The following is a 22,187-nucleotide window of genomic DNA, read 5'->3' as shown; positions in this document are numbered from 1 at the left end:
CAAAAAAGCTAGTAAAATCATTTTATAGCCTAAATTCATTGATGATTCAATCAAATTATTTTAACTCAAGTAATGTGATACTTTCCACCAAACTAGTATATGGAAACATATCAATTGGTGTAATGTGTTTAAGATCATAATCCTCTAATAATAGTGATAAATCCTTTGCGAGTGTTGATGGATTACATGAACCATAGACTAATCGTTTAGGTTTATATTTTAAAATGGTTTGAATAACATCTTCTCCTAGTCCACTACGTGGAGGATCAAATAACATGACATCAATTTTTATATCTTTTAAATTATCTAGCGCATCCTCAAAATTATTTTCAATCACAGTCACATTATCAATATGATTTTGGTCCAGTGATATTTTTGCAGACTTCACCGCATCTTCATTAATCTCAATTGCATAAATATGTTTAGCATCTTGACCAATATAGTGTGAAATTGGTGCAATACCAGCATACGCATCAACTACAATTTCAGTTGGCTTAATTTGTGCTAGTCGCTTCATTTCATTATAGAATTTATCTGCTTGTGAGGTGTTTAGTTGGAAGAAAGCATCAGGTGATAGACTAAATGTATGTCCACCTAGTTGTTCTTCTATCATTTCTTTACCATAGATTAAATGGATATCTTCAGTAAAATAACTTTGTCTAACATCTGGGTTAATTACTTTATATATAGACATGATTTCCGGATGTAGCTTCACTAGTTCATGAACTAGATTATCTAAACCATCAAATGCTTTAGATAGAATAAATGTAACTTGTACTTCATTTAAGTTTTCTGTAATTCTAACAATAGCATGTGAAATGATACCAGTTTGTAGTACCGGGTCATATGCATCAATGTGATATCTATCCATGAGACTTGTCATAGTTGTAAAGATGTCATTAATTTTAGTATGTTGAACACCACATGTATTAATAGGAACAAAAGCATTAGAGTTTCTAGCAAACATACCAAAACGGTTTTTATTATCTATTAGTCTTAAAGGTAGTGATGCTTTATTTCTATAATTTTTAGGATTATCCATACCAATTGTGTCTGAAATAATATGTGCATCATAACGTTTGACATATCTATCTAAGGCTTTTTTAATGATATCCTTTTTTTGATTAAGCATTGCATTATAATCAAAATGTTGTACCTGACAACCACCACATGCATCATAAACAGGACATAAAGGTTTTACCCTATTTGGACTCTTTTCTAATGTTTGTAGTACCTTAGCAGTCGCTCTGTTGGGAAAAACTTCTGTAATTTGAGCTAAGACTTTTTCTCCAGGTAGTGCATTATCAATAAAAATAGCAAGTCGTTCATAGTAACCTATGCCCTCACCATTAATACCCATGCGTTTTACATCAATTTCTAAAATATCATTTAATCTAATTTTTTGTTGCATAATTTCACCTTCAAAATTATTATAACATGTACTTAAATCAAACCCAAAAATATGAGTTATTTTGGTCATAAGTATGCCTTATTTTATGAAAATAGAGTCATGTCAACGACATAACTCTACTCATGAATAAAAATCAAGACTAGGAGATGAAATGAACAATATCGATTGCTAATTTTTCAGTTTCATCTACTACAATAGAATGACCTGCATTTTCATATACTAATACAGTAGCTTCTGGTAGTAACCTAACAGTTTCATCAAACATAATTTTTGGTACTGTAACATCTTTGTCACCCCAAATAATCAATGTTTTAGCTTTTAGGTTAGATAGTTTATTGTTTCCTAGTTGGTATAAGCTTGGTTCACTAGAAATATTGAAATTTGCTAGTGCCCAGTCTACATCCACTAAGTTTCTTTGTTTAACTGCTTCATTCATCCATCTTAGGTTTGCATCATTGTCAGGCTTTTTATGTCCTGTATAGATTACATAGTTATAGATGGTTGCAAGCATTTGACTATTTTTTGTTTCATAAATATTAAGAAGTGGTAGGACTTGAACAGGATCAAGCGCCATGTCTTCTTTTTTCTTGTATACATGAGGAATCATTGGTTGCCCTTTTTCATCCTTTGTAAATACAGGATATCCTTTAGGGGAGCCAGATGACAATAGAATAAGATTACTTACCATATTTGGATAAGTAGATGCAAATTCCATCGCAATGGCACCACCTAGAGACCATCCTAGTATACTAACGCAATTTAATCCTAATTGCTCTAGTAATAACTTTATATCTTCGGCAAAATCTGATAAAGTTTCAATATTTTTTTTATAACTTGAATTACCAAAACCTCTTAAATCAGGTGCTATGACACTTTGGTTTTTTGGTAATATTTGCATTAATGGTTCAAAGAATATCGCTGAGGATGTATTACCATGAATTAGCAGTAATGTCTCCTTAGAATTTCCTTGTTCATAATAGCTTATGGTTTCACCATTTTTAAGTTCAACTTGTTTTAATTTCACTAATATCCCCTCCTAGTGTTATATCGTAAATTCTAATTTAGTCTTTAAAAATCCGATTAAGATTGTTGTAAACACTTCAGGTACTTCATACATGGAAGCATGACCAACACCTGGTAGTATCACAAGTCTAGAGTTTGGTAAATTATTATTTAAAATTCTTTGATGAACTAGTGGTGTTAAATAATCTTCTTCTGCACCTACAATCATGACAGGTACCTTGATCTTATCAAGTTCATGTCTTACATCGTAGCTTTCTGCAGAATTGGTTAGTCTAATCATTCGGTTTAAGAATTTCTCGTCACTAAAAGTATTTTCTGTTAAGAATTTTTTTCTAGCGGCCATCCATTCTTTTTTAGTTTTGTTAAACTCCTTAGAATAAATCACTGGAATAGTTGCTTCATAGTATTTATGCGCATCCTTTTCCTTAGCAAATTGATTCCAAAGATGACCAGTTTCAGCAAGTGTATATGTAGTATATGCTACTGAGTTATACACAATCAATCTATCGAGATAGTGACCATATTTAATTGCAAACTGTAATGCAACTTCACCACCATAGCTAATACCTACTAGATCTACCTTATTTATATCTAAGTGATCTAATAATGCTTTAACTAGGTCTACTTGTACACTTTGAGTATAGTTTGTTTCATAAGAATCACTTTGTCCTTGATCTAAAAAGTCTACCCTAATAAATTGAAAGTGTTCACTTAAACTTTCTTTAAAAGGTTCCCAACTTTTAGTAGACATCATGATGCCATTTAAAATAACAACCGGTTGACCACTTCCAGCAACATCGTAATATATTTTTTTACCTAAATAATTAAAGTAGCTCATAATCTTGACCAATGTACATTAATTCTTTAGCTTCTTTTAGTAATTGTTCTCTAAATTTAGGATGCGCGATGGAGATAAGTAGTTTGGTTCTTTCTTGAATGGTTGTGCCACGAAGAGAAACCATACCATATTCAGTTACAACATAATCCACATCATTTCTTGATAAGGATACAGCTGCACCTTGTTTAAGCATCGGTACAATTTTTGATATTTCTTCACGCTCACCAGTTACTGGATTTTTAACCATTGCAGTTGAGTATAAAGCGATAAATGAACGACCATTTTTAGAGTTTTGAGCCCCTACAGCTGTGTCTGATTGACCACCTGTACCTGAAAATTGAACAGGTCCAATGGATTCAGATGCACATTGTCCGGTTAAATCAACTTCTAATGTTGTGTTGATACTTACTTGGTTATCATTCTTACCGATAATGTATGGGTCATTTGCATGAACACCACGCATAAAGTAAATACTTGGGTTGTTATTTAAAAAGTCATATAATTCTTGTGTGCCATATGCAAAGGCGGCCACATGTTTATGAGGCATGTAGTTTTTTCTAGCACCGTTTGCAACACCGGCTTTAATAAGTTTCATGATACCTGTAGTAAACATTTCAGTATGGATACCTAAATCCTTTTTACCCATAAGTGCGCTTGCTACAGCGTTTGGAATACCACCAATACCAATTTGAATGGTGTCTCCATCATTAATTTTTTCAGCAATTAAGTTACCAATGACTCTATCCTTATCATTTGGTTCTAAATCTGGAATAGAAGGAATTGGGTAACTAGATTCAATCACATAATCTACTTCTCTTAAGTGAACGTTATTATCACCAAATGTTCTTGGAAAATTCGGGTTCACTTCAATAATGACAAGATCAGCTTGATCGATTGCATCACGTTCATAAACGTTACCAACAGATAACGATACAAATCCATGCTCATCTGGCATTGATGTTGTCATAACAAACACGTTAGGTTTTAAGTGTTGAAATCTTTTTTTACCTGCTAAGTGTAAGTGATTTGGTATAAATGAAATATTACCGTTTTTTTGAACACGTCTTAACGTATTGGTATAAAACCAACCCGCAACATCAAATTTGTCTTTATATTGAACATTTATAAAAAATTCTGCTTCTAAAATAGGTAGACAGTTTGACACTGTTACCTTTGAAATATTATCCGCGATTGTGTGTAACTCATTCATAAATAGTTGAGGCTCAGCTGCCGTCATCCCAACTACAATATGATCATTAGATTTGATAAGTTTCACAGCTTCTTTTGCAGTGATTAACTTGTCTTTGTACATAGTATACATCTCCTTTTTATTAGGATTTCATTGGTCCCCATTGAATAATATTTGCTGCCCATACATAACCAATACCAGCTGCAATCATAGCCATAACTGTACCATCTTTAACTTTACCTTGTTCTAAAGCTAAATGAAGAGTTAGTATTTGATCAATTTGTCCGATATGACCGTAATCTTCTAAGTAAATCGTTTGGTCTTCAGTTAAACCTAAGTCATTTAACATAGATAAATGTCCGCTACGCTTGATATGTAAAATATTTAAGAAATCAATGTCTTTTCTTTCAAGATTAGATTTTCTTAAGGATTCATCGATACATTTATACCAATTTGGCATAGATACATCGTTTAGTCTATTTTTCATTTTAACTGGATCTAGTAGTCTTAATGAATGTTTTGCTTCATCCATATTTTCCTTAGTTATTGGGTTTATTATACCACCAATTTCAACACCAGCTGTACGTGATAATGAACCATCAGAAATCATATGGCTACCTAAAAGTAGGTTTTTGCCATAGTTTTTCTTTAAGATGATTGCACCACCACCAGCACCTAGATTAAACATCATAGACATATTTTTATCTGAGTAATCGACAAAGTCACCATTACGGTAACCACCAACTACCATAACAACATTTACTTCTGGGTCAGCAAGTAACATGTCTTTTGCCATTTTAAGTGCAGAAACTGTTGTACAGCATCTGTTTTGAACATCAATTCCCCAAGCATTTATAGCACCTATTCTATCTTGTACATATAATGCAGATGTTGTAAGTGGATATTCTTTCCATTCTTCAGAAACACTTAAAATGATATCGATATCAAGTGGATCAATCCCAGTGTTTTTTAGTGCATCAAGTGCGGCTAAAGCACCCATTTCCTGGGTGCCATCGCTTAAGCTTGATGAAGGTACTACTTTTGTTTTAATACCTAATTTTTCGATAACTGCCTCTTCTGTCCAAACACCATTTGTTTTTTCAGAAATTTCTTTAGCAGTCATTCTTTCTTTAGGTAAATAAATCCCTGTTCCAACGATTCCAACGTGATCTTTCATGTCCTTCACCTCTTGTTTAATTATAGTCTCATGCCGCCGTTAACGTTAATCGTTTGACCAGTTACGTAAGATGCATCATCACTTGCTAGGAATAATGCTACTTTTGCGATTTCTTCTGGTTGACCTAAACGATTTAACATGGTTAAAGCTGCAAATTTATCTAGTAAATCTTGTGGTACTGTTTTTAAAATATCTGTCATGATATATCCTGGAGCGATTGCGTTTACACGCACGTTTGCACCTTTAAGCGCAAATTCTTTAGCCCAAGTCATTGTTAAACCAATAACACCTGCTTTAGTAGCAGCGTAGTTTGCTTGTCCAATATTACCAAATACACCAACTACTGATGAAATATTGATAATTGAACCATAACCATTAGTTTGCATTTGAGGTCCAACTAATCTAGTTAAGTTAAATACACCTTTTAAGTTCACATCAATAACTGCATCCCATTGTGCTTCAGTCATTTTTCTTGTCATAGCATCTTTAGTGATACCAGCATTATTTACTAAAATATCGATTTTACCATATTTGTCAATCACTGATTGGTAGAATTTTTCAACGCCTGTTACATCAGTAACGTTTAAATACATGCCTTCAACATTTGGATGTGAATAAGTTAGATCACCTAAATCACCTGCGATTACTTTTGCACCTTCTTCAGCATAAGCTAAAGCGATTGCTTGTCCTAAACCTTTTGCACCACCTGTAATAACTGCAACTTTACCTTCTAGTTTTTTCATATCTATAGTTCTCCTTATTTAACTTTTTTAAAGATGACAGATGTTCCCATACCGCCACCGATACATAGACTTGCTAAACCAATATTATGGTTTTCATTTCTTAACATATTATGTAATAGTGTAACCATGATTCTATTACCTGATGCTCCAACTGGGTGACCTAACGCGATCGCACCACCATTTGGATTTGTTTTATCTAAGATTGCTGATTCTTTAATACCTAAATCTTCAGAAAGTTCACGTACAACACCTAATGCTTGTGCTGCAAATGCTTCGTTTAATTCAAATGTATCAATATCACTAATCTTAAGGTTCGCTTGTTTTAATGAATTTTTAATTGCAGGTACAGGTCCTAAACCCATAACGCTTGGTTCAACACCAGCTTGACCAACACCAACAATTTCAGCTAATGGTTTTAAATTATGTTCTTTTACAAATGCTTCACTTGCTAAGACCATAAAACTTGCACCATCATTAATACCTGATGAACTTGCTGCAGTGACTGTTCCATCTTTTTTGAATGCTGGACGTAATTGAGCAATTTTTTCTCTAGTAGTCGTGTAATTGATATATTCATCTTTATCAAACACAATTTCAGCTTTTCTAGATTGAATTTTTACTGGAACGATTTCTTTATCAAATAAGCCTTTTTCTTGAGCTTGTTTTGCTTTAACTTGTGAGTGATATGCAAAATCATCTTGCATTTCACGAGTAAATTTATGTTTTTCTACGATGTTTTCAGCAGTAATACCCATGTGATAGCCTTCAAACGCATCTGAAAGACCATCTGTAACCATGTAGTCAACCAATTCTAAATTACCCATTTTTACACCGTTTCTAACAGTGCCTGGTACTAAATATGGAGCTTGTGACATAGATTCCACACCACCTGCAACAACTAAGTTTGCAAAACCAGCTTTAATGTTTGCAACACCTGTGATAACTGATTTCATACCAGAACCACAAATCATATTTACACCATACGCTGGTACTTCTGGAGAAATACCTGCTTTGATAGAGATTTGTCTTGGTAACCCTTGTTTTTGACCTGCTGGTAGTACATTACCAATAATAACTTCATCAACCCACTCTGGTTTGATGTCATTAAGTTCCAATGTTTGTTTTAAAACTTGAGAACCAAAATCTGCTGGACTGATTTGTGACAATGTACCTAAGTAAGATCCAATGGCACTTCTCTTAGCAGCTACAACAAAAACTTTATTCATAACATTTCCTCTTTTCTTTATATAGTATATTTGAAATATGAATGTTTGTTCATGTTTATTTTATCACTTTTTTATCACTGTGTCAATACAAAATGAAAACGCTTTATATTTTTTCTCCATTTTATTTGATTAAATTCTGATTTTCGTATTATCGAAGCGTTTTACTATATAAAATCAATGATAAATGCTATTTTTTATATGAATAGAATGTAAATAGTGTATAATGAATCTATGTTCACATTTCAGTGAAATCATTTCAATTTAATAACAAAATTTAATCACTTAACAGGAGCGTGTGTATGACATCAAATTCTATAAGATTACCTAAAACACAGACAGGTTACAAATCTTTTTACCGTATACTAAAAGTATCTCGTAAACTCTTTGCCGAGAAAGGTTTTTTAGCTACTTCTACCAATGAAATTATTGCTGAGGCAAAGGTTGCTATCGGAACTTTCTATATTTATTTTGACGACAAAAGAGCCGTTTATGATTATCTATTAAATGACTATTCTAAACAAATTCGTAAAATAATTCAAATTGCAATAAAAGATTTACCAACAAGGGAAGAAAAAGAACGTGTTGGTCTAAAAACATTCATTAATTTTTCTAGACAAGATCCACTTAGCTACAGAATCATTTGGGAGTCTATGTTTGTAGATCATGACTTATTCCAAGATTACTACAGTAACTTTGCTAAAGTTTACATGAAGAATCTTCAAACTGCAGTCGATGCGCATGAAGTGGATTCAAATATTGATCTAGAAACCCTTGCGTTTATGCTCATGGGTATATCTAATTTCATCGGTATGCAAATCTTATTCAAGGATAAAATTTCAGATGCTGAAATAGATAGAATCGTTGATCAAGTTATTTATTTCCTAAAATATGGTATGTTTACTAATCGGTCAAACTAATAACTAAATATTTTATTTACGATAAAGAAAGAGAAATCCAAAATATTGAATTTCTCTTTTTTAATCGTCTTTTTAGAAGATTTTACTTATTTTGAATTGTTTCTAAAGTTTCAATTGGTTCAACTAAATCAAAAGTCTTGCTAGTTGAGTTATATTTTAATAATGACATAGAAGCGATACCCCAGCGTTTACCACCAGAGAAGTCTACAGTACCACCCATTGGAATATCAAGTGGACCTTCTTCCATAGCTTTAATAAATGTTTCCCAAGTTAAATCTTGTTCATTTGCTTCAACACGTTTTAAACCATCAATAAAGTTAATAGCAGCAATATAACCAGCGATTGCAAATGAGTTACCTGCATAAGCAGTTCTTTCAGCTTCTGTTAAGAATGATGCTCCCATGATTGCTTGAACGAATACACCTGCTGACGCTTGACCTTCTTCAGAAAGAATGTCTACCCAAGCATTTGTATAAATATCAAATGTATAAGCTGTATTTGCATCAACAGCAGTTGCATCAGCATTTACATAAGATGTGAATGTAGGAACATTTAATTGTTCAGCTTGCATTGTACCAATTACAGATTTGAAACCTGCTTGGTTAGCAGCAACAATAATTGACTTCACACCAGCAGTTTTAAAACTTTGAATTGTAGTTGTTAATTGAGCAGTATTTTGTGGATCAAATACTTGGTAGATGAAGTTTCCATTAACGCCATGAGTCTTAGCTTCAACTTCAACACCTTCTTTAATTGAAGTACCATCTAAAGCTGCAGAGTATAGAACACCAACTTTATCATTAGCACCTAATTTTTGGTCTTTATTTGGACCATAAACTGCTTCTTTTAATGCTCTAGCTGTCATAATTCTACCATCTGTTAAGTAGATTGGTTGAACTGGCATAACTGGATTTAAAGGACTTACTTCAAAGTATAAATTATTTACACCTGTAGCTGCATAAACCATTGGAATACCAACTTCTCTAATTGTAGGGATAGTTGCAGCAACAGTACCTGTTCCAAAGTGACCAACTAATGCAAATACTTTATCTTCATTGATTAATTTACCTGTATTAGTAATACCAACGTTTGCATCAAAACCATCATCTCTGTTTACGTATTCGATTAATCTTCCATCAATACCACCAGCTTCATTAACTACTTCAAAAGCGGCTTTCATACCAGCAACAAATGGAATACCGATAAATGAATAAGTACCAGTAATAGCAGCAGTGTTACCTACTTTAATAGTTGTATCAGTCACACCTTGGACATTAGTTGCTCTAACTTGAGTAAAGAATGTTGTTTCTAGATCCCCAAATTTAACAACTACATCGTATTTGCCGATGATACCTTTCTTAAATCCTAGTAATTGATATTCACTTGCATCTAGAATTTCTTTTCTACCTGTTGAGTATGTAACTTCTACCTCAAGACCTGTTGGATCGAATTCTTCAGATACTGTATAAAATTGTTGATCAGGTGTGCTTAAAACACGAATAGCTAAAGCTGTTTCAGGTGCATCTTTATCAAAGATTGCCACACCAAACTTTTCAGTAACTTCATTGTAAGTTACTGTAACAGTTACCAATCCTGGAGTTGCTGAACTAAAACCAGAAAGTTCGTATTCTGAACTTGTTAAAGTTTTGTCAGTTCCATCAGTATAGATTGCTTTTACAACCATACCAGTTGCATCAAACGCTTCACCAACTTCGTATTCTACTTTAGTAGGTGGCGTAACTGATAATCTAGCGATTTCAACTTTTGTTTCAGTACATGCTACAAGTACTAAAGCTGAAAGAACTAGTAAAAATAAACCTAATATTTTTTTCATCTTACTTCTCCTTTTTTTTATAGCCAACGGCTTTTTAAATACCCTTATTTAATGCTTAACCTAAATATGCATTGATTAGCGATTCATCTTTCACTAGGTCTTGACCTTTACCTTCACTTACGATCTTACCTAATTCAAGAATATATGCATAATCTGCAATTTTAAGTGTTTGTAATGCGTTTTGCTCAACAATTAGAATTGTTTTACCAGCATCACGAATTTTAATAATAATTTCAAATATATCTTTAACAATGAGTGGTGCGAGACCTAAAGATGGTTCATCTAGTAGTAATACTTCTGGTTCTCCCATAAGTGCTCTACCAATTGAAAGCATTTGTTGCTCTCCACCGGATAAGGTAGATGCTTGTTGCTTTCTTCTTTCTTGAAGTCTAGGAAAATAAGTATATACACTTTGTAGTAACTCTGGAATACGCTTTTTAGGTACTGTGTAGGCACCAACTAATAGATTTTCTTCAACAGTAAGACCATTTAGAATCATTCTACCTTCAGGTGATTGTTTAACACCCATACCAGCAATTTTATAAGGTTCAATATTTTTAATATCTACGCCATTAAATAAAATTTCACCAGATTTCACTTTGGTTGCTCCAGATACGGATCTAATAAGTGAGGTTTTACCCGCACCATTAGAGCCAAGTAGGGCAACAATGGTTCCTTTTTTTACGTTGAGGTTGACACCTTTTACAGCTCTTACGATACCGTAATCGATCACAAGATCTTTAATTTCAATAATGTTCATGTTATTCACCACCCAAATATGCTTCTTGTACTTTAGGATGCTTCTTAATTTCTTCAGGTGTACCTATGGCAAGCATTTTACCAAAGGATATTGCACAAATTGTATTACATAAATTCATCACAAAACCCATATCGTGTTCAACCAAGAATATGGTTGCTTTAAAATCTTGTTGAATCTTTTTGATGGTTTGTGCTAATTTTTCAGTTTCTTGTTCATTTAAACCAGCAGCTGGTTCATCCAAGATGATAAGTGATGGATTTGTCATTAATGTACGAGCAAGTTCTACTAATTTTAAGATACCATAAGGTAACCCTAGAGGATATACGTGTGTATAAGCTTCTAAGTTTAGCTCTTTAAGAATATGCATTGCTTTAGCACGAATTACTTTATCTTCTCTACGATACTTAGGGGTTCTAAATAAGTGATCAAAGAAATTTGAAGTATATAATGTATGTCCAGCTATCAGTAAGTTTTCTAAGATAGATAGTTCCCAAATAAGTTCAATATTTTGGAACGTTCTTACAACACCTTCTTTAATGACGTTATGCACAGCAATCTCACTTAAATTAACTAACTCATTTTCATTATTAACAAAGAAAGTACGTCCATGAGGTGTCTTATAAAACTGTGTAATACAGTTAAATATTGTAGTTTTACCAGCACCGTTTGGTCCGATAAGTCCAAATATCTCGCCTTTTTTCACTTTAAAACTTAAATCATCTACTGCTGTTAATCCACCAAACTTCATGGTTAGATTTTGAATATCCAGTATCACACCTTCATCGATTGAATAACTATTTTGATTATCCTGAAGTTGTACTATCTTTTCAATAGACTTATTGATGTGATCAAGTTTAAGTTTCAGACTAGTTACTCTATCCACTTTATCTTGCAACTTGTAATAATCAATTTTTAGATTTAATGCTTTTTTTCTTTGAATAAGCCAATTGAGTTTTATCTGATTAATCTTTTTTGACATTTTCATGTTCTAAAACTCCCTTCTTATTCATCTTGTTTTTTATATAGTTCTTAAGTTTAAACCACTGTTTTTCAAGTAATTTAATTAAACCTTGTGGGTAGAACATAATAATTAATATGACAATAATTCCTGTAAAGAAGAATATAGCATTTCCGTTTTCAGCAAAGAAAGGTACACGAACCAATACAACATCCCTTAAACCAAAGATGATAAACATACCAATTAAAACACCCCACATCGATTTAGATCCACCTAAGATAATAGCAGCTAAAATATTTAACGAGATAGCAAGTGTCCAAAGGTTTGGTTCTGTGTAAGCATCAATTGACACATATAAGATACCACCAACTAATGCTGTAATTGTAGATAAGATAAACGCTAATAATCTATATTTTAAGATTGAAATACCCATAGCTTGTGCAGCACTTGTATTATTTTTAACAGCAAGCATCGCACGACCTGTTTGAGATGTAACGATATTTGAGTAAAGTAACATGAAGATACCTAAGACAACTATAATGAATATATAGAATGCTTGAATATACTCCAGATTAACAGTTGAGTGGGTAATGCCAAAGATACTAAATCCTTGTAATTGTAGTCCACCATTACCGTTAGTTATTGAAATTGCATTCCTTAAAAACTCAATTATAATTTCAGATAAACCAAGTGTAATAATTGCCAAATACATTCCTTCAATACGTAAGGAAATGACACCAACAATCGCACCTAATAGTAAAGCTAGGGCAATACCTACAATGATCACTACAAATAAACTTGCGTTCATTTGATTATGCATAAAACCTAATACATATGTACCAATTGCGATAAATCCTGCAGTGCCTAATGATGCTAAGCCTGTATAGCCAAGTAATATTGAAAATCCTAAACCAACAATAGATAACACCATAAATTTAGTTAAGAATGTTAATGTAGATGCTGGAAAACCCAATAATAGAGGCACTACCAACATTAAGAACATAAATAATAATATTTTAGGTAAATTTGAAAGGCTAATATATGAAGCCATACTTTTGCGTAATTTAATCATCTTGTCTTTCATATCTATACCTTCTTCACTATTTTCTTGCCAAATAAACCTAAAGGCTTAAATAGAATTACGATAAATAATACAAGATACACAAATGCTGGAACCCATACATCAATTTGTGATCCCAAGATTACTACTGGAACACCAAATAATAATTTTGTTGCAATCACTCTTGCAGAAGTCATTAAAACTGCTGCAATGATTGGACCACCAAAAGATGTAAATCCACCTAATACTGCTGCTAAGAATCCATTAACTTGCATACCTACCATCATGTTTGGTGATAGTGTAAAGATTGTTGGCGCATAAAGTGCAGCTGCTAATGCACCTAATGCACTGGCAATCGCCCAAGATGTTAAAGTAATTCTCTTTGTATTAACACCCATCATACTTGCAACTTTTTCATTAGATGCTGTTGCTCTAACACCAATTCCCCATTTAGTGAACTTAAGCATTACGAAGATTGTACCAATTACAACGATAGTGAGAACATAAGAAATGATTTTATGAGTTCCTAAACTATCAGTGAAAAATTGTGGTGTTCTTGTTTCCATACCTAACTGAGTGAATATAACAGTTTGTAAACCTGTCAAAAGCATGATAACACCCATGGTTATCATTTGTTTTGCAATAGGGTTTGTAAATCTTGAATGTCTGATTAATACAACATCTATAAATAAACCAATTAAAGATGCAGTAATAATACCAATGATCATAGAAAGAATTAAAATTAGTGCCATTGGCATATTTGGTAAGTAAGCACGAAACACGAGATCAACTATTGCTGTAACTGTATAAGCAGAGAATGTTGCAATCGTACCTTGTGCAAAGTTTGTTGTGATTGAAGTTCTAAATATTAATACAATACCCATTGTGACGAGCGATAAAATCGCCGCATCAAATAGAATTGAATTTAATATGTCAACTACTATTTGCATAATGTCCTCCTGTAGACTTAGTTTAGGTCTTTTTTTTCTAGATTAATGGTTTCTAGTTTTTTTAGAAAACGCTTACTTTTTGTTAGAAAAAAAATAGTTTTGAAACTTGATAACCAGATAACGAATATATTGTCCATAATCGGTTTAAGAATATGAATATATGTTCACCTTACATTTTTGATTATATCATTTTATATTTTACTAGTCAATACACTTTAGATTTTTCCATTTACAGAAACTATTTAATGAAATATAAAAGCCCTGATAACACTAAATTATCAGAGCTTTTAGACTTAAATATACTATTTGTTTTGTAATCTTAATACATCACGAGCGATCATGACTTCTTCATTTGTAGGAATAACCCAAATTTTAACATTTGAAGCATCACTAGAAATTTCTTTATCGCCTCTTGAATTATTCTTATTATCATCAAGTTTGATGCCTAATACACCAAGTCTGTCACAAATAAGTTTTCTAACTTCCTTTGCATTTTCTCCAATACCTGCAGTAAATACTAAAGCATCTAAACCACCTAGTAAAACATAGTAGGATGCAATGTAATCAACAATACGTTTAGCTTGAATATCAAGTGCTAACTGAGCACGTTTGTTGCCGCCTTCTGCTGCAGCAATAATATCTCTAGAGTCATGTGAAACCCCTGAAATACCTAGATATCCACTATTTTTATTTAACTCGTTTAAAGTTTTTTCTAATGAATAACCTTCTTTTTGTTGCATTAATTGGAAGATTGCTGGGTCTACATTACCACTACGTGTTCCCGTTGGGAAGCCTTCAAGTGGTGTTAAGCCCATAGATGTATCAATACTCTTACCATCTCTTACAGCTGTAATAGATGCACCATTACCGATATGAGCAACAATTATTCTTGAATGATCTTTGCCTAAACGTGCATGTGCAAGTTCAGATACATATTGGTGTGATGTACCGTGGAAACCATATTTTCTAACACCATGTTTTGTATACCACTCATATGGTGTACCATATAAGAAGTTTTCTTCTGGCATAGTTTGATGGAATGTTGTATCAAACACTGCAACATGAATTACATTTGATATCGCTTTTCTAAAAGCATTAATACCAATAATGTTTGCTGGATTATGAAGTGGTGCCAAGTCATTTAAAGATGCAATTTTGATAACCACATCATCATCAATGACTACAGATTCTTTAAATAATTGTCCACCTTGAACAACACGGTGTCCAACGCCTTGAATTTCATCTAAAGAAGCAATCACCTTATTTTCTAGTAAACCTTTGATAACTAAATCAACAGCTACTGAGTGATCTAAAACGACTAAATCACTTTGAGTTTTAGATGAGCCGTTAAATTTAATTTTAAATTCTGCATTTTTATTACCAATTCTTTCAACTAAACCAGATGCGATTTCAAATTCTTCTGGCATTTGTAATAATTGGAACTTTAAACTGGAACTTCCAGCGTTAACCGATAAAATTTTCATAATATTACCTTCCTATCTTATTTGATTTTAACTCAACATGAATAAATATTCAAGTATTAACATAATTTTAGTTTTTAAATTATTAAATAATTATAAATTGCCATAAATTGTAGGATTGTACCCAAACCTACAAACAAGTGCCAGATGAAGTGAAAATACGGTTTATCTGATTGTTTATAAAATATAACACCAATCGAATAACTAAGACCACCTAATAAAATCAGCCACATAGTTGATGGACTATATTTATAAAGGTCAATCATAAAGTATAAACCGCTCCAGCCAAGTAATAAGAATATGACAATATGCATGGTTTGAAATCTGTAAACCCAAATGGATTTAAATACCATACCTGTAATAATTAAAACCCATTGTAGTATACAAAGTAATAAACCTAAAGGTAACCAACCTTCCATACCAAATATAGGTACTCTAAAAGCTGGTAACAATAAGAATATGGGTGCAAACGTACCACCTATTAGCATGTAAATACCAATGTGATCAAATCTTTTAAATACTGATTTAGCACCTGTAAATGCAAGCGCGTGATACATGGTTGAACTTAAGTATAGTATAATCATTGAAAGTCCAAATATGATGGCACTCGCTACTTCAAATCCATCCGTGGATTTGATAAGCATCATAATTAAACCGACGATACCAAATACTGTCATCAGACCATGTGATACACTATTTGCTACTTCTTCACCAATTGTTTGAATTCTTTTTTCTTTTTTTACTTTTTTACTCATCCTCTAATTACTCCTTAAATTGTTTTAAATAGTCTGATCCTTTTAGACTTTCCGGTTCTTCTTCACTTAACTCAGGATAACCTAACTGTCTTAATACTTCATAGACTGTAATTGCCACAGCATTTGACAAGTTAAGACTTCTAATTTTATCATTTGTAGGTATTCTAAATGTATTTTCAATATTTTTACTTAATAATGCTCTGTCAATTCCGTAAGATTCAGATCCAAAGACTAAATAGATATCACCTTTAATCGCTTGATAATTCGGTGCACTATGAGTTTTCCTACCATATCTTGATAGATATAAGTATGTGCCTGGATGTTCATTTTGAAAACTTTCAAAATCTTCATGAATTTCAAAATTTAAAGCATCATAATAATCCACAGCACTACGTCTAAGTTTAGTATCATCTATTTTAAAACCAAGGGGTTTAATTAAGTGCAGATGGACACCACTACCTACACATGTACGCATGATATTTCCAGTATTTTGAGGAATTTCAGGTTGGCATAATACAACATGTATCATACGAGCACCTCACTTTCATCATCTTCTAAATTCACTTTGATATCTAGTTCAATGTTTTTTCTTAAGTAGTGTGCATGGAATAAAGCAATCACATTGGATATATTCATCGCTGTCCAAACAACACTATATTTCATTTCAGGGAATAAGAACCATAGACCAAATAATAGTGGAATACGTAATCCCCATAATCTAAATGATTGTGCTTTAAGTCCAAGCTTAGACTGTCCACTTCCATTAAAAATCGCCATATAGTTTTGGAAGATCGACATTACGGGTTGAGTTAGTAGTAACCATAATGTATATTCTACCGATACTTCAATTAATCGATCATTTTGTGTACCTACTAATAAAGTTACAAATTCTTTTCTAAATAGTATAGCTACAAGAATTGCTACTACGGTAATTGTAAAGGTCATTCTACCAGATTGTTTATATACTTTTAGTGCTCTTTCGGGTTGTCTGTTACCGATGTTTGCACCGATAAATACTGCACCAATCGTGGTAATTGCATAAATTGGATTCATAAGTAAATTACTTAGTTTATTACCGGTTGAAAATGATGCCGATATGACATCTCCAAACTGACTTAAAACGAATGAATTAATAATTAAAAATCCTAAAAATGTTACAGAGTGTGACACGGTTGCAGGGTATGCAAATGGCCATATTTCTTTTAGAGTTTTCTTTTTAGGTACAAAGGCACTTAATTTTAATCTCATGTATCGGCGACTAATAAATAAATCTAGAATCATCAGTGGAACAAAAATTAAGTTACCGATTAATGTTGCCCAAGCAGAGCCTGCTACACCCCAGTTAAGCACTTCAACAAAATACCATGTAAAACCTATATTTACCAAAATACCGCCAATATTTAAAAGCGTAGGTGTAATGGTTGATCCTTGGGCTTGTCTAATCGCTTGATAAACCAAGAAAAATATAACACCTACAAGTTCAAGACTTCGAATATTGAAATATTCTAAAGCAAAATTAAATGTTTGTCCCTTAGCTCCCAACAAATCAATAAAGAACCAAGAAAAACCTAGAATTACAAGCGTTAATGCAATCCCAACAATAAGTGCTATTGTAAGAAGTTGACCAGCATAGAATTTTGCTTTATCTTCCCTTTTAGCCCCTACAAATTGGGATACAATCGCCATAGCTGCAATCGATAAACCAACACCAATTGCTAAAATGAGGTTATTAAATGACTCATGAATGTTTAATGCAGCTATAGCTGAGTCAATCGTCTCAGTACTTACATCTTTGATGCGAGCGATAAAATAAATATCAACCATACCATTAAAAGACTTGATCAAGTTGTTAATAAGTATCGGTAACGATAAAAGGAGCATATATAGCCATATATGCTTCCCGTTTAACATGCGTTGTGTATTTTTTGAAATGCCTTGTTCCATGATTATCAGGTTCTACTTTCTAATGTTTATGCTTAACTACTAATGCTCGTCGTAAATCCCATAAATCTTGTGATAAATCAACATAGTATTCATGTGGAAACTTTAAACGTATTACTTCTTTCCAAAGTTTATTAAAATTAATTTCTTTATGTTTTCTAATTGCTTCTATTGAAGGTAGTTCATAAACTAGTTTACCTTTTTCAAAGATAGGTACTAAAAGTTTTTCTACTCTATATTTTTCTACCACCTTTTGTTTCCAAGGATGATTTGGATCAAATAATGTATATGGTTTAGATGGATCTATTTCTTCATTGTGAAGTGTAATGACATCTGCTATGGCCATATCATTTTCATCATAGAAGCGATAAAGTTGCTTAAATCCTGGAATAGTTGTTTTTGCAACATTATCAGAAATTTTAATTTTCGGCACAATTTGACCGTTTTCTTCAATTGCACTTAACTTAAATACACCACCAAAGACCGCCTCACTTCTTGCAGTGATTAATCTTTCACCGACACCAAAAGCATCGATTTCTGCTTCTTGATGTACGATCAAGTCTCTGATAATAAACTCATCCAATGAGTTCGATACAGTAATCTTAGTTTCAGTTAGACCTGCTTCATCTAATAAAGCACGTACTTTCTTAGATAAATAAGCTAAGTCACCCGAATCAATTCGAATACCTTTTAAGTATTTACCCATTGGCTTTAAAACTTCATTATGAATTCTTATAGCATTTGGAATACCTTCATGTAAAGTATCATAGGTATCTACTAATAATAAACAGTTATCTGGGTAATTTAGGGCATAGCTCTTAAATGCTTCATATTCACTAGGAAAACTTTGAACATAGGAATGTGCCATTGTACCAGAAGATGGAATGCCATACATAAAGTCAGCTAAGGTATTTGACGTACCTGTAACACCACTAATATATGCACTTCTAGCACCTAGATTTGCTGCATCATAAGAATGTGCTCTTCTTGCACCAAATTCAAAGACTGGTCTACCTTTTGCTTCTCTTACAATTCTTGATGCCTTTGTTGCAATCAAGGATTGATGATTAATTGAAAGTAGTACAAATGTTTCAATGAGTTGACATTCAATGATAGGTCCTTTAATAACCATTAATGGTTCATTAGGGAAAATTGGAGTACCTTCTTTGATCGCGTAAACATCAGAGGTAAATTTAAAGTTTTCTAAATAAGTTAAAAAACCTTCATCAAATATTTTTTTATTTCTTAAAAATTCAATTGATTCTTTATCAAATGTTAAATTCTTAATGTATTCAATAATAGATTCTAGACCAGCAAATATTGCATAACCGCCATCATCTGGAATACTTCTAAAGAATACATCAAATACTGCCACTTGATTATGGCGGTTATCTTTGAAATATCCATTGGACATAGTCAGTTCATAAAAGTCTGTTAATAACGCTAAATTTCGTTTCATAAAATCATCTCCTAAAGGTATTTTATCATGTATTTTTTTTAATACTAGACGAAAGAAAAACGAATCCCAATTAAGGGATTTTTCTTATAAATTTGCATCTAAAATAAGATCGTTTTCTGTATACCAATTTAATTTAATAAATACAACATCTAACCAAAATACTAAGACTAATGGAAATAGTATCATGGAACTTACAAATAACCAACCATCTAATGAAAAATTAGTGATTGTAAGTGGTTGTAGAATTCCAACCAATCCGGATGTCCCCATACCAGCCCATACTGCACTAAATTGATGTCCTACTGGTATAAGATTAATAAACCATTGATAACCATCAAAAATGAAGTAACTTAGTGGTGCTAAGATGAAACTTGCGATTAAAGTTGGTGCCCAAACAATTGGTTTTCTCATAACATTTTTAAATTGGAACATTGAACTAGCAAGGCCAACTGTAAAAATTGACCCTAGATTGTTTTTTCTTAGGGTTTGAACAGAAAAACCTACCATTTGTGTTGAACAACCAATCGCTGCAGCACACATTGCTGCAATTGCAATAGGATCTGGAATAGCTAGTGCATTGCCTACTCCAAATGGTACAGAAAATACTGCAATAGCAACACCGGCACTACTAATAAATGGTAATGTTAATAAAATACCAAATATAAGTGCTACAAATGCAGATGTCACAAAAGGTTCTAACTGCATAAAGAATTTAATCGTGCTATAAATCATTTCCATAAAACGATCAATTGGCCATGAAATGAGATAAGTTACTAAAACAGCTGACAATATACCTACAATTGGAATAAAGAATAAATCATAGGCTGTTTTCTTTCTAAAGATGGCTTGTATTGCAAAATATGCCCCAATAACTACAAAATAGGCTGTAATTGGATTGTTTGATACTTTAACTGGATCAAACCACCCAGGCATACTAAAGTCAATTTTAACAAGTGTTCCAATACCACCTGCAACAGATAACATAATGAGTTTTAAGCCATCGACTTTTAGTGATAAACCAATACTTAGACCAATCCCCATACCTAAAAGTGAGGTTAATACAGGTGCTACTCTTAAATTTAATACATCAATACCTGTAATGATCCCTAATGTTTGGATAATTGCTCCAACAACAATCGTTCCAAATATACCAAATGTCATCCCATTTAATGTTTTAGATAAAAATGTTTTGACCTTATTCCAGAATGTTGGTGTAGATGATGCCAAATCTACACCCATGTTACTTGATTTTTCCATGTGTGTTCTTCTTCTTTCTTCTGAATTTGTTTTAACGTTACTAATATAGCATTTTTATACAATAAAAACATGGAAAACACAAAAAACATGAGTTTTTTGTGTACTTTTTTAAATTATTAATTTATAGTGTTATATTTGCTCATTTTTTACGAGATTTATGAGTTCAATTACTTTAGTTTTAATAAGTTCTCTGGTGACCCTAAATGCTTCAATACCTTTACCACTTGGATCATCCAAACCCCAATCCTCGTGATAATCATTAGGTACCCATGGGCAATTTGCATTACATCCCATGGTGATTAATATATCAGGTATAGGAATTTCATCGAGTAGTTTAGGGTACTGGCTATCTAGGTTTATACCAACTTCATGCATGACTTCTACAGCAAGTGGTTTAACTTCAGGATAGTTTTCAGTTCCAGCAGAATATACTTCGATAATACCTTCACCATATGCTTTTGCAAACCCTTCAGCCATTTGGCTACGGCAACTGTTATGTACACATACAAATGCGATTTTTTTCATGGACACCTCTTTAACAATATAACTTCATTGTAACATGTGTACATTGAATTTTTATATAATTGACACCATGTTTTACTAAGATTTTACATTGAAGGTATATTATATATTTTCTATTCTTCTAATGATATTTTCATCACTAAAGTCATAATATTTTAATGCGTAGTTTTGTTTAAAACTTTCATCTATTGTGATAGGACTGTTTAAAAGCTTTGATTTGTAATCTAAGATTTTATCATTTAAATCTGTGATATAAGATTTAGGATCTTCAATCTTTAATATTTTATACTTAATTGAAATATTAACACCTAATTTTTCTCGGTTTAAGTCTTCCAGGTACAATATTTTTGAAAATGTATCTAATGTATCATCTTCAAGTAATGCTTCTAATAATTGAATATTATTAGAATGACCATAAATTGCTAATAACTTCGTAACTTTTACAGTTTTTTCATACCCTATAGAATTTTCAACTTCTTCTAATAGATTATTTATGATGGTTTTCTTCCAAACATCCTCAACATCTTTAGGTACATTGTAGTGTCTATATTCTGGAACTTCTCTATTAATTGAAAATAAGTTACCATCATAGTCAAAAAATACTTTCTTACCATTTACTAAATCAATGGTCTCTGTACGTTGAATCACTTGTTTTTTCATTGGATTATACCTCTTTTTTAAAGAAA

Annotated in this window: 21 protein-coding genes; 1 reads left to right on the top strand and 20 read right to left on the bottom strand. The window is 32.4% G+C overall.

What is annotated here, in order from left to right; genetic code table 11:
• Positions 1 to 55 precede the first annotated feature (55 nt).
• The 7 genes from rlmD to ACL_RS02520 form a co-directional block, all read right to left on the bottom strand.
• The gene (rlmD, locus tag ACL_RS02550; protein WP_012242458.1) at positions 56 to 1,411 is read right to left on the bottom strand and encodes a 23S rRNA (uracil(1939)-C(5))-methyltransferase RlmD; all 1,356 of its coding nucleotides are present in this window, start codon (positions 1,409 to 1,411) and stop codon (positions 56 to 58) included.
• 139 nt (positions 1,412 to 1,550) lie between these two features.
• Positions 1,551 to 2,435 carry an intracellular short-chain-length polyhydroxyalkanoate depolymerase gene (phaZ, locus tag ACL_RS02545; protein ID WP_012242457.1) on the bottom strand — a complete coding sequence of 295 codons (885 nt, stop codon included), beginning with the start codon at positions 2,433 to 2,435 and terminating at the stop codon, positions 1,551 to 1,553.
• 18 nt (positions 2,436 to 2,453) lie between these two features.
• Positions 2,454 to 3,272 (bottom strand): alpha/beta fold hydrolase, encoded by an 819-nt coding sequence (locus ACL_RS02540; RefSeq protein WP_012242456.1) that lies wholly within the window; start codon positions 3,270 to 3,272, stop codon positions 2,454 to 2,456.
• Positions 3,259 to 4,593 (bottom strand): acetyl-CoA hydrolase/transferase family protein, encoded by a 1,335-nt coding sequence (locus tag ACL_RS02535; RefSeq protein ID WP_012242455.1) that lies wholly within the window; start codon positions 4,591 to 4,593, stop codon positions 3,259 to 3,261. The genes ACL_RS02540 and ACL_RS02535 overlap by 14 nt, the downstream gene beginning before the upstream one ends.
• Before the next feature lie 10 nt (positions 4,594 to 4,603).
• Positions 4,604 to 5,638: a 3-oxoacyl-ACP synthase gene (locus ACL_RS02530; protein ID WP_012242454.1), complete on the bottom strand. Its 1,035-nt coding sequence runs from the start codon at positions 5,636 to 5,638 to the stop codon at positions 4,604 to 4,606.
• Positions 5,639 to 5,658: 20 nt separating this feature from the next.
• On the bottom strand, positions 5,659 to 6,381 hold the full coding sequence (gene fabG / locus ACL_RS02525; RefSeq protein ID WP_012242453.1) for a 3-oxoacyl-ACP reductase FabG: 723 nt from the start codon (positions 6,379 to 6,381) through the stop codon (positions 5,659 to 5,661).
• Positions 6,382 to 6,395: 14 nt separating this feature from the next.
• On the bottom strand, positions 6,396 to 7,607 hold the full coding sequence (locus tag ACL_RS02520; RefSeq protein WP_012242452.1) for an acetyl-CoA C-acetyltransferase: 1,212 nt from the start codon (positions 7,605 to 7,607) through the stop codon (positions 6,396 to 6,398).
• 299 nt (positions 7,608 to 7,906) lie between these two features.
• Between ACL_RS02520 and ACL_RS02515 the strand changes: the two genes are divergently transcribed.
• Positions 7,907 to 8,524: a TetR/AcrR family transcriptional regulator gene (locus tag ACL_RS02515; RefSeq protein ID WP_012242451.1), complete on the top strand. Its 618-nt coding sequence runs from the start codon at positions 7,907 to 7,909 to the stop codon at positions 8,522 to 8,524.
• 82 nt (positions 8,525 to 8,606) lie between these two features.
• On the opposite strand, the gene ACL_RS02510 is transcribed toward ACL_RS02515, so the two are convergent.
• The 13 genes from ACL_RS02510 to ACL_RS02450 form a co-directional block, all read right to left on the bottom strand.
• Positions 8,607 to 10,358, bottom strand: a complete 1,752-nt coding sequence (locus tag ACL_RS02510; RefSeq protein ID WP_012242450.1) for an ABC transporter substrate-binding protein — start codon at positions 10,356 to 10,358, stop codon at positions 8,607 to 8,609.
• A 55-nt stretch (positions 10,359 to 10,413) separates the two neighbouring features.
• A complete protein-coding gene (locus ACL_RS02505; RefSeq protein WP_012242449.1) occupies positions 10,414 to 11,118 on the bottom strand; it encodes an ABC transporter ATP-binding protein in 705 nt (234 codons plus the stop codon).
• 1 nt (position 11,119) lies between these two features.
• Positions 11,120 to 12,103, bottom strand: a complete 984-nt coding sequence (locus ACL_RS02500) for an ABC transporter ATP-binding protein (protein ID WP_197711679.1) — start codon at positions 12,101 to 12,103, stop codon at positions 11,120 to 11,122.
• Positions 12,081 to 13,160, bottom strand: coding sequence for a branched-chain amino acid ABC transporter permease (locus tag ACL_RS02495; RefSeq protein ID WP_012242447.1), 1,080 nt, complete (start codon positions 13,158 to 13,160; stop codon positions 12,081 to 12,083). The genes ACL_RS02500 and ACL_RS02495 overlap by 23 nt, the downstream gene beginning before the upstream one ends.
• A gap of 2 nt (positions 13,161 to 13,162) precedes the next feature.
• Positions 13,163 to 14,086 (bottom strand): branched-chain amino acid ABC transporter permease, encoded by a 924-nt coding sequence (locus ACL_RS02490; protein WP_012242446.1) that lies wholly within the window; start codon positions 14,084 to 14,086, stop codon positions 13,163 to 13,165.
• A gap of 302 nt (positions 14,087 to 14,388) precedes the next feature.
• Positions 14,389 to 15,570 carry an acetate kinase gene (locus ACL_RS02485; RefSeq protein ID WP_012242445.1) on the bottom strand — a complete coding sequence of 394 codons (1,182 nt, stop codon included), beginning with the start codon at positions 15,568 to 15,570 and terminating at the stop codon, positions 14,389 to 14,391.
• Between the two features lie 74 nt (positions 15,571 to 15,644).
• Positions 15,645 to 16,322 (bottom strand): PAQR family membrane homeostasis protein TrhA, encoded by a 678-nt coding sequence (trhA, locus tag ACL_RS02480; protein WP_012242444.1) that lies wholly within the window; start codon positions 16,320 to 16,322, stop codon positions 15,645 to 15,647.
• A gap of 7 nt (positions 16,323 to 16,329) precedes the next feature.
• Positions 16,330 to 16,851 (bottom strand): tRNA (cytidine(34)-2'-O)-methyltransferase, encoded by a 522-nt coding sequence (locus ACL_RS02475; RefSeq protein WP_012242443.1) that lies wholly within the window; start codon positions 16,849 to 16,851, stop codon positions 16,330 to 16,332.
• Positions 16,848 to 18,266, bottom strand: coding sequence for an MATE family efflux transporter (locus ACL_RS02470; RefSeq protein WP_012242442.1), 1,419 nt, complete (start codon positions 18,264 to 18,266; stop codon positions 16,848 to 16,850). The genes ACL_RS02475 and ACL_RS02470 overlap by 4 nt, the downstream gene beginning before the upstream one ends.
• Positions 18,267 to 18,285: 19 nt before the next feature.
• Positions 18,286 to 19,722, bottom strand: coding sequence for a nicotinate phosphoribosyltransferase (locus ACL_RS02465; RefSeq protein ID WP_012242441.1), 1,437 nt, complete (start codon positions 19,720 to 19,722; stop codon positions 18,286 to 18,288).
• Between the two features lie 84 nt (positions 19,723 to 19,806).
• The gene (locus tag ACL_RS02460; protein WP_012242440.1) at positions 19,807 to 20,979 is read right to left on the bottom strand and encodes a PTS sugar transporter subunit IIC; all 1,173 of its coding nucleotides are present in this window, start codon (positions 20,977 to 20,979) and stop codon (positions 19,807 to 19,809) included.
• Positions 20,980 to 21,108: 129 nt separating this feature from the next.
• Positions 21,109 to 21,504: an arsenate reductase ArsC gene (locus ACL_RS02455; protein ID WP_012242439.1), complete on the bottom strand. Its 396-nt coding sequence runs from the start codon at positions 21,502 to 21,504 to the stop codon at positions 21,109 to 21,111.
• Between the two features lie 99 nt (positions 21,505 to 21,603).
• Complete coding sequence (locus tag ACL_RS02450; protein ID WP_012242438.1) at positions 21,604 to 22,161, bottom strand: hypothetical protein; 558 nt, start codon at positions 22,159 to 22,161, stop codon at positions 21,604 to 21,606.
• Positions 22,162 to 22,187: the final 26 nt, after the last annotated feature.

Origin of the sequence: Acholeplasma laidlawii PG-8A, assembly GCF_000018785.1 — a bacterium.
GTDB classification, from domain to species: domain Bacteria; phylum Bacillota_I; class Bacilli_A; order Acholeplasmatales; family Acholeplasmataceae; genus Acholeplasma; species Acholeplasma laidlawii.
This window is presented reverse-complemented; position numbering and strand designations above follow the sequence as displayed.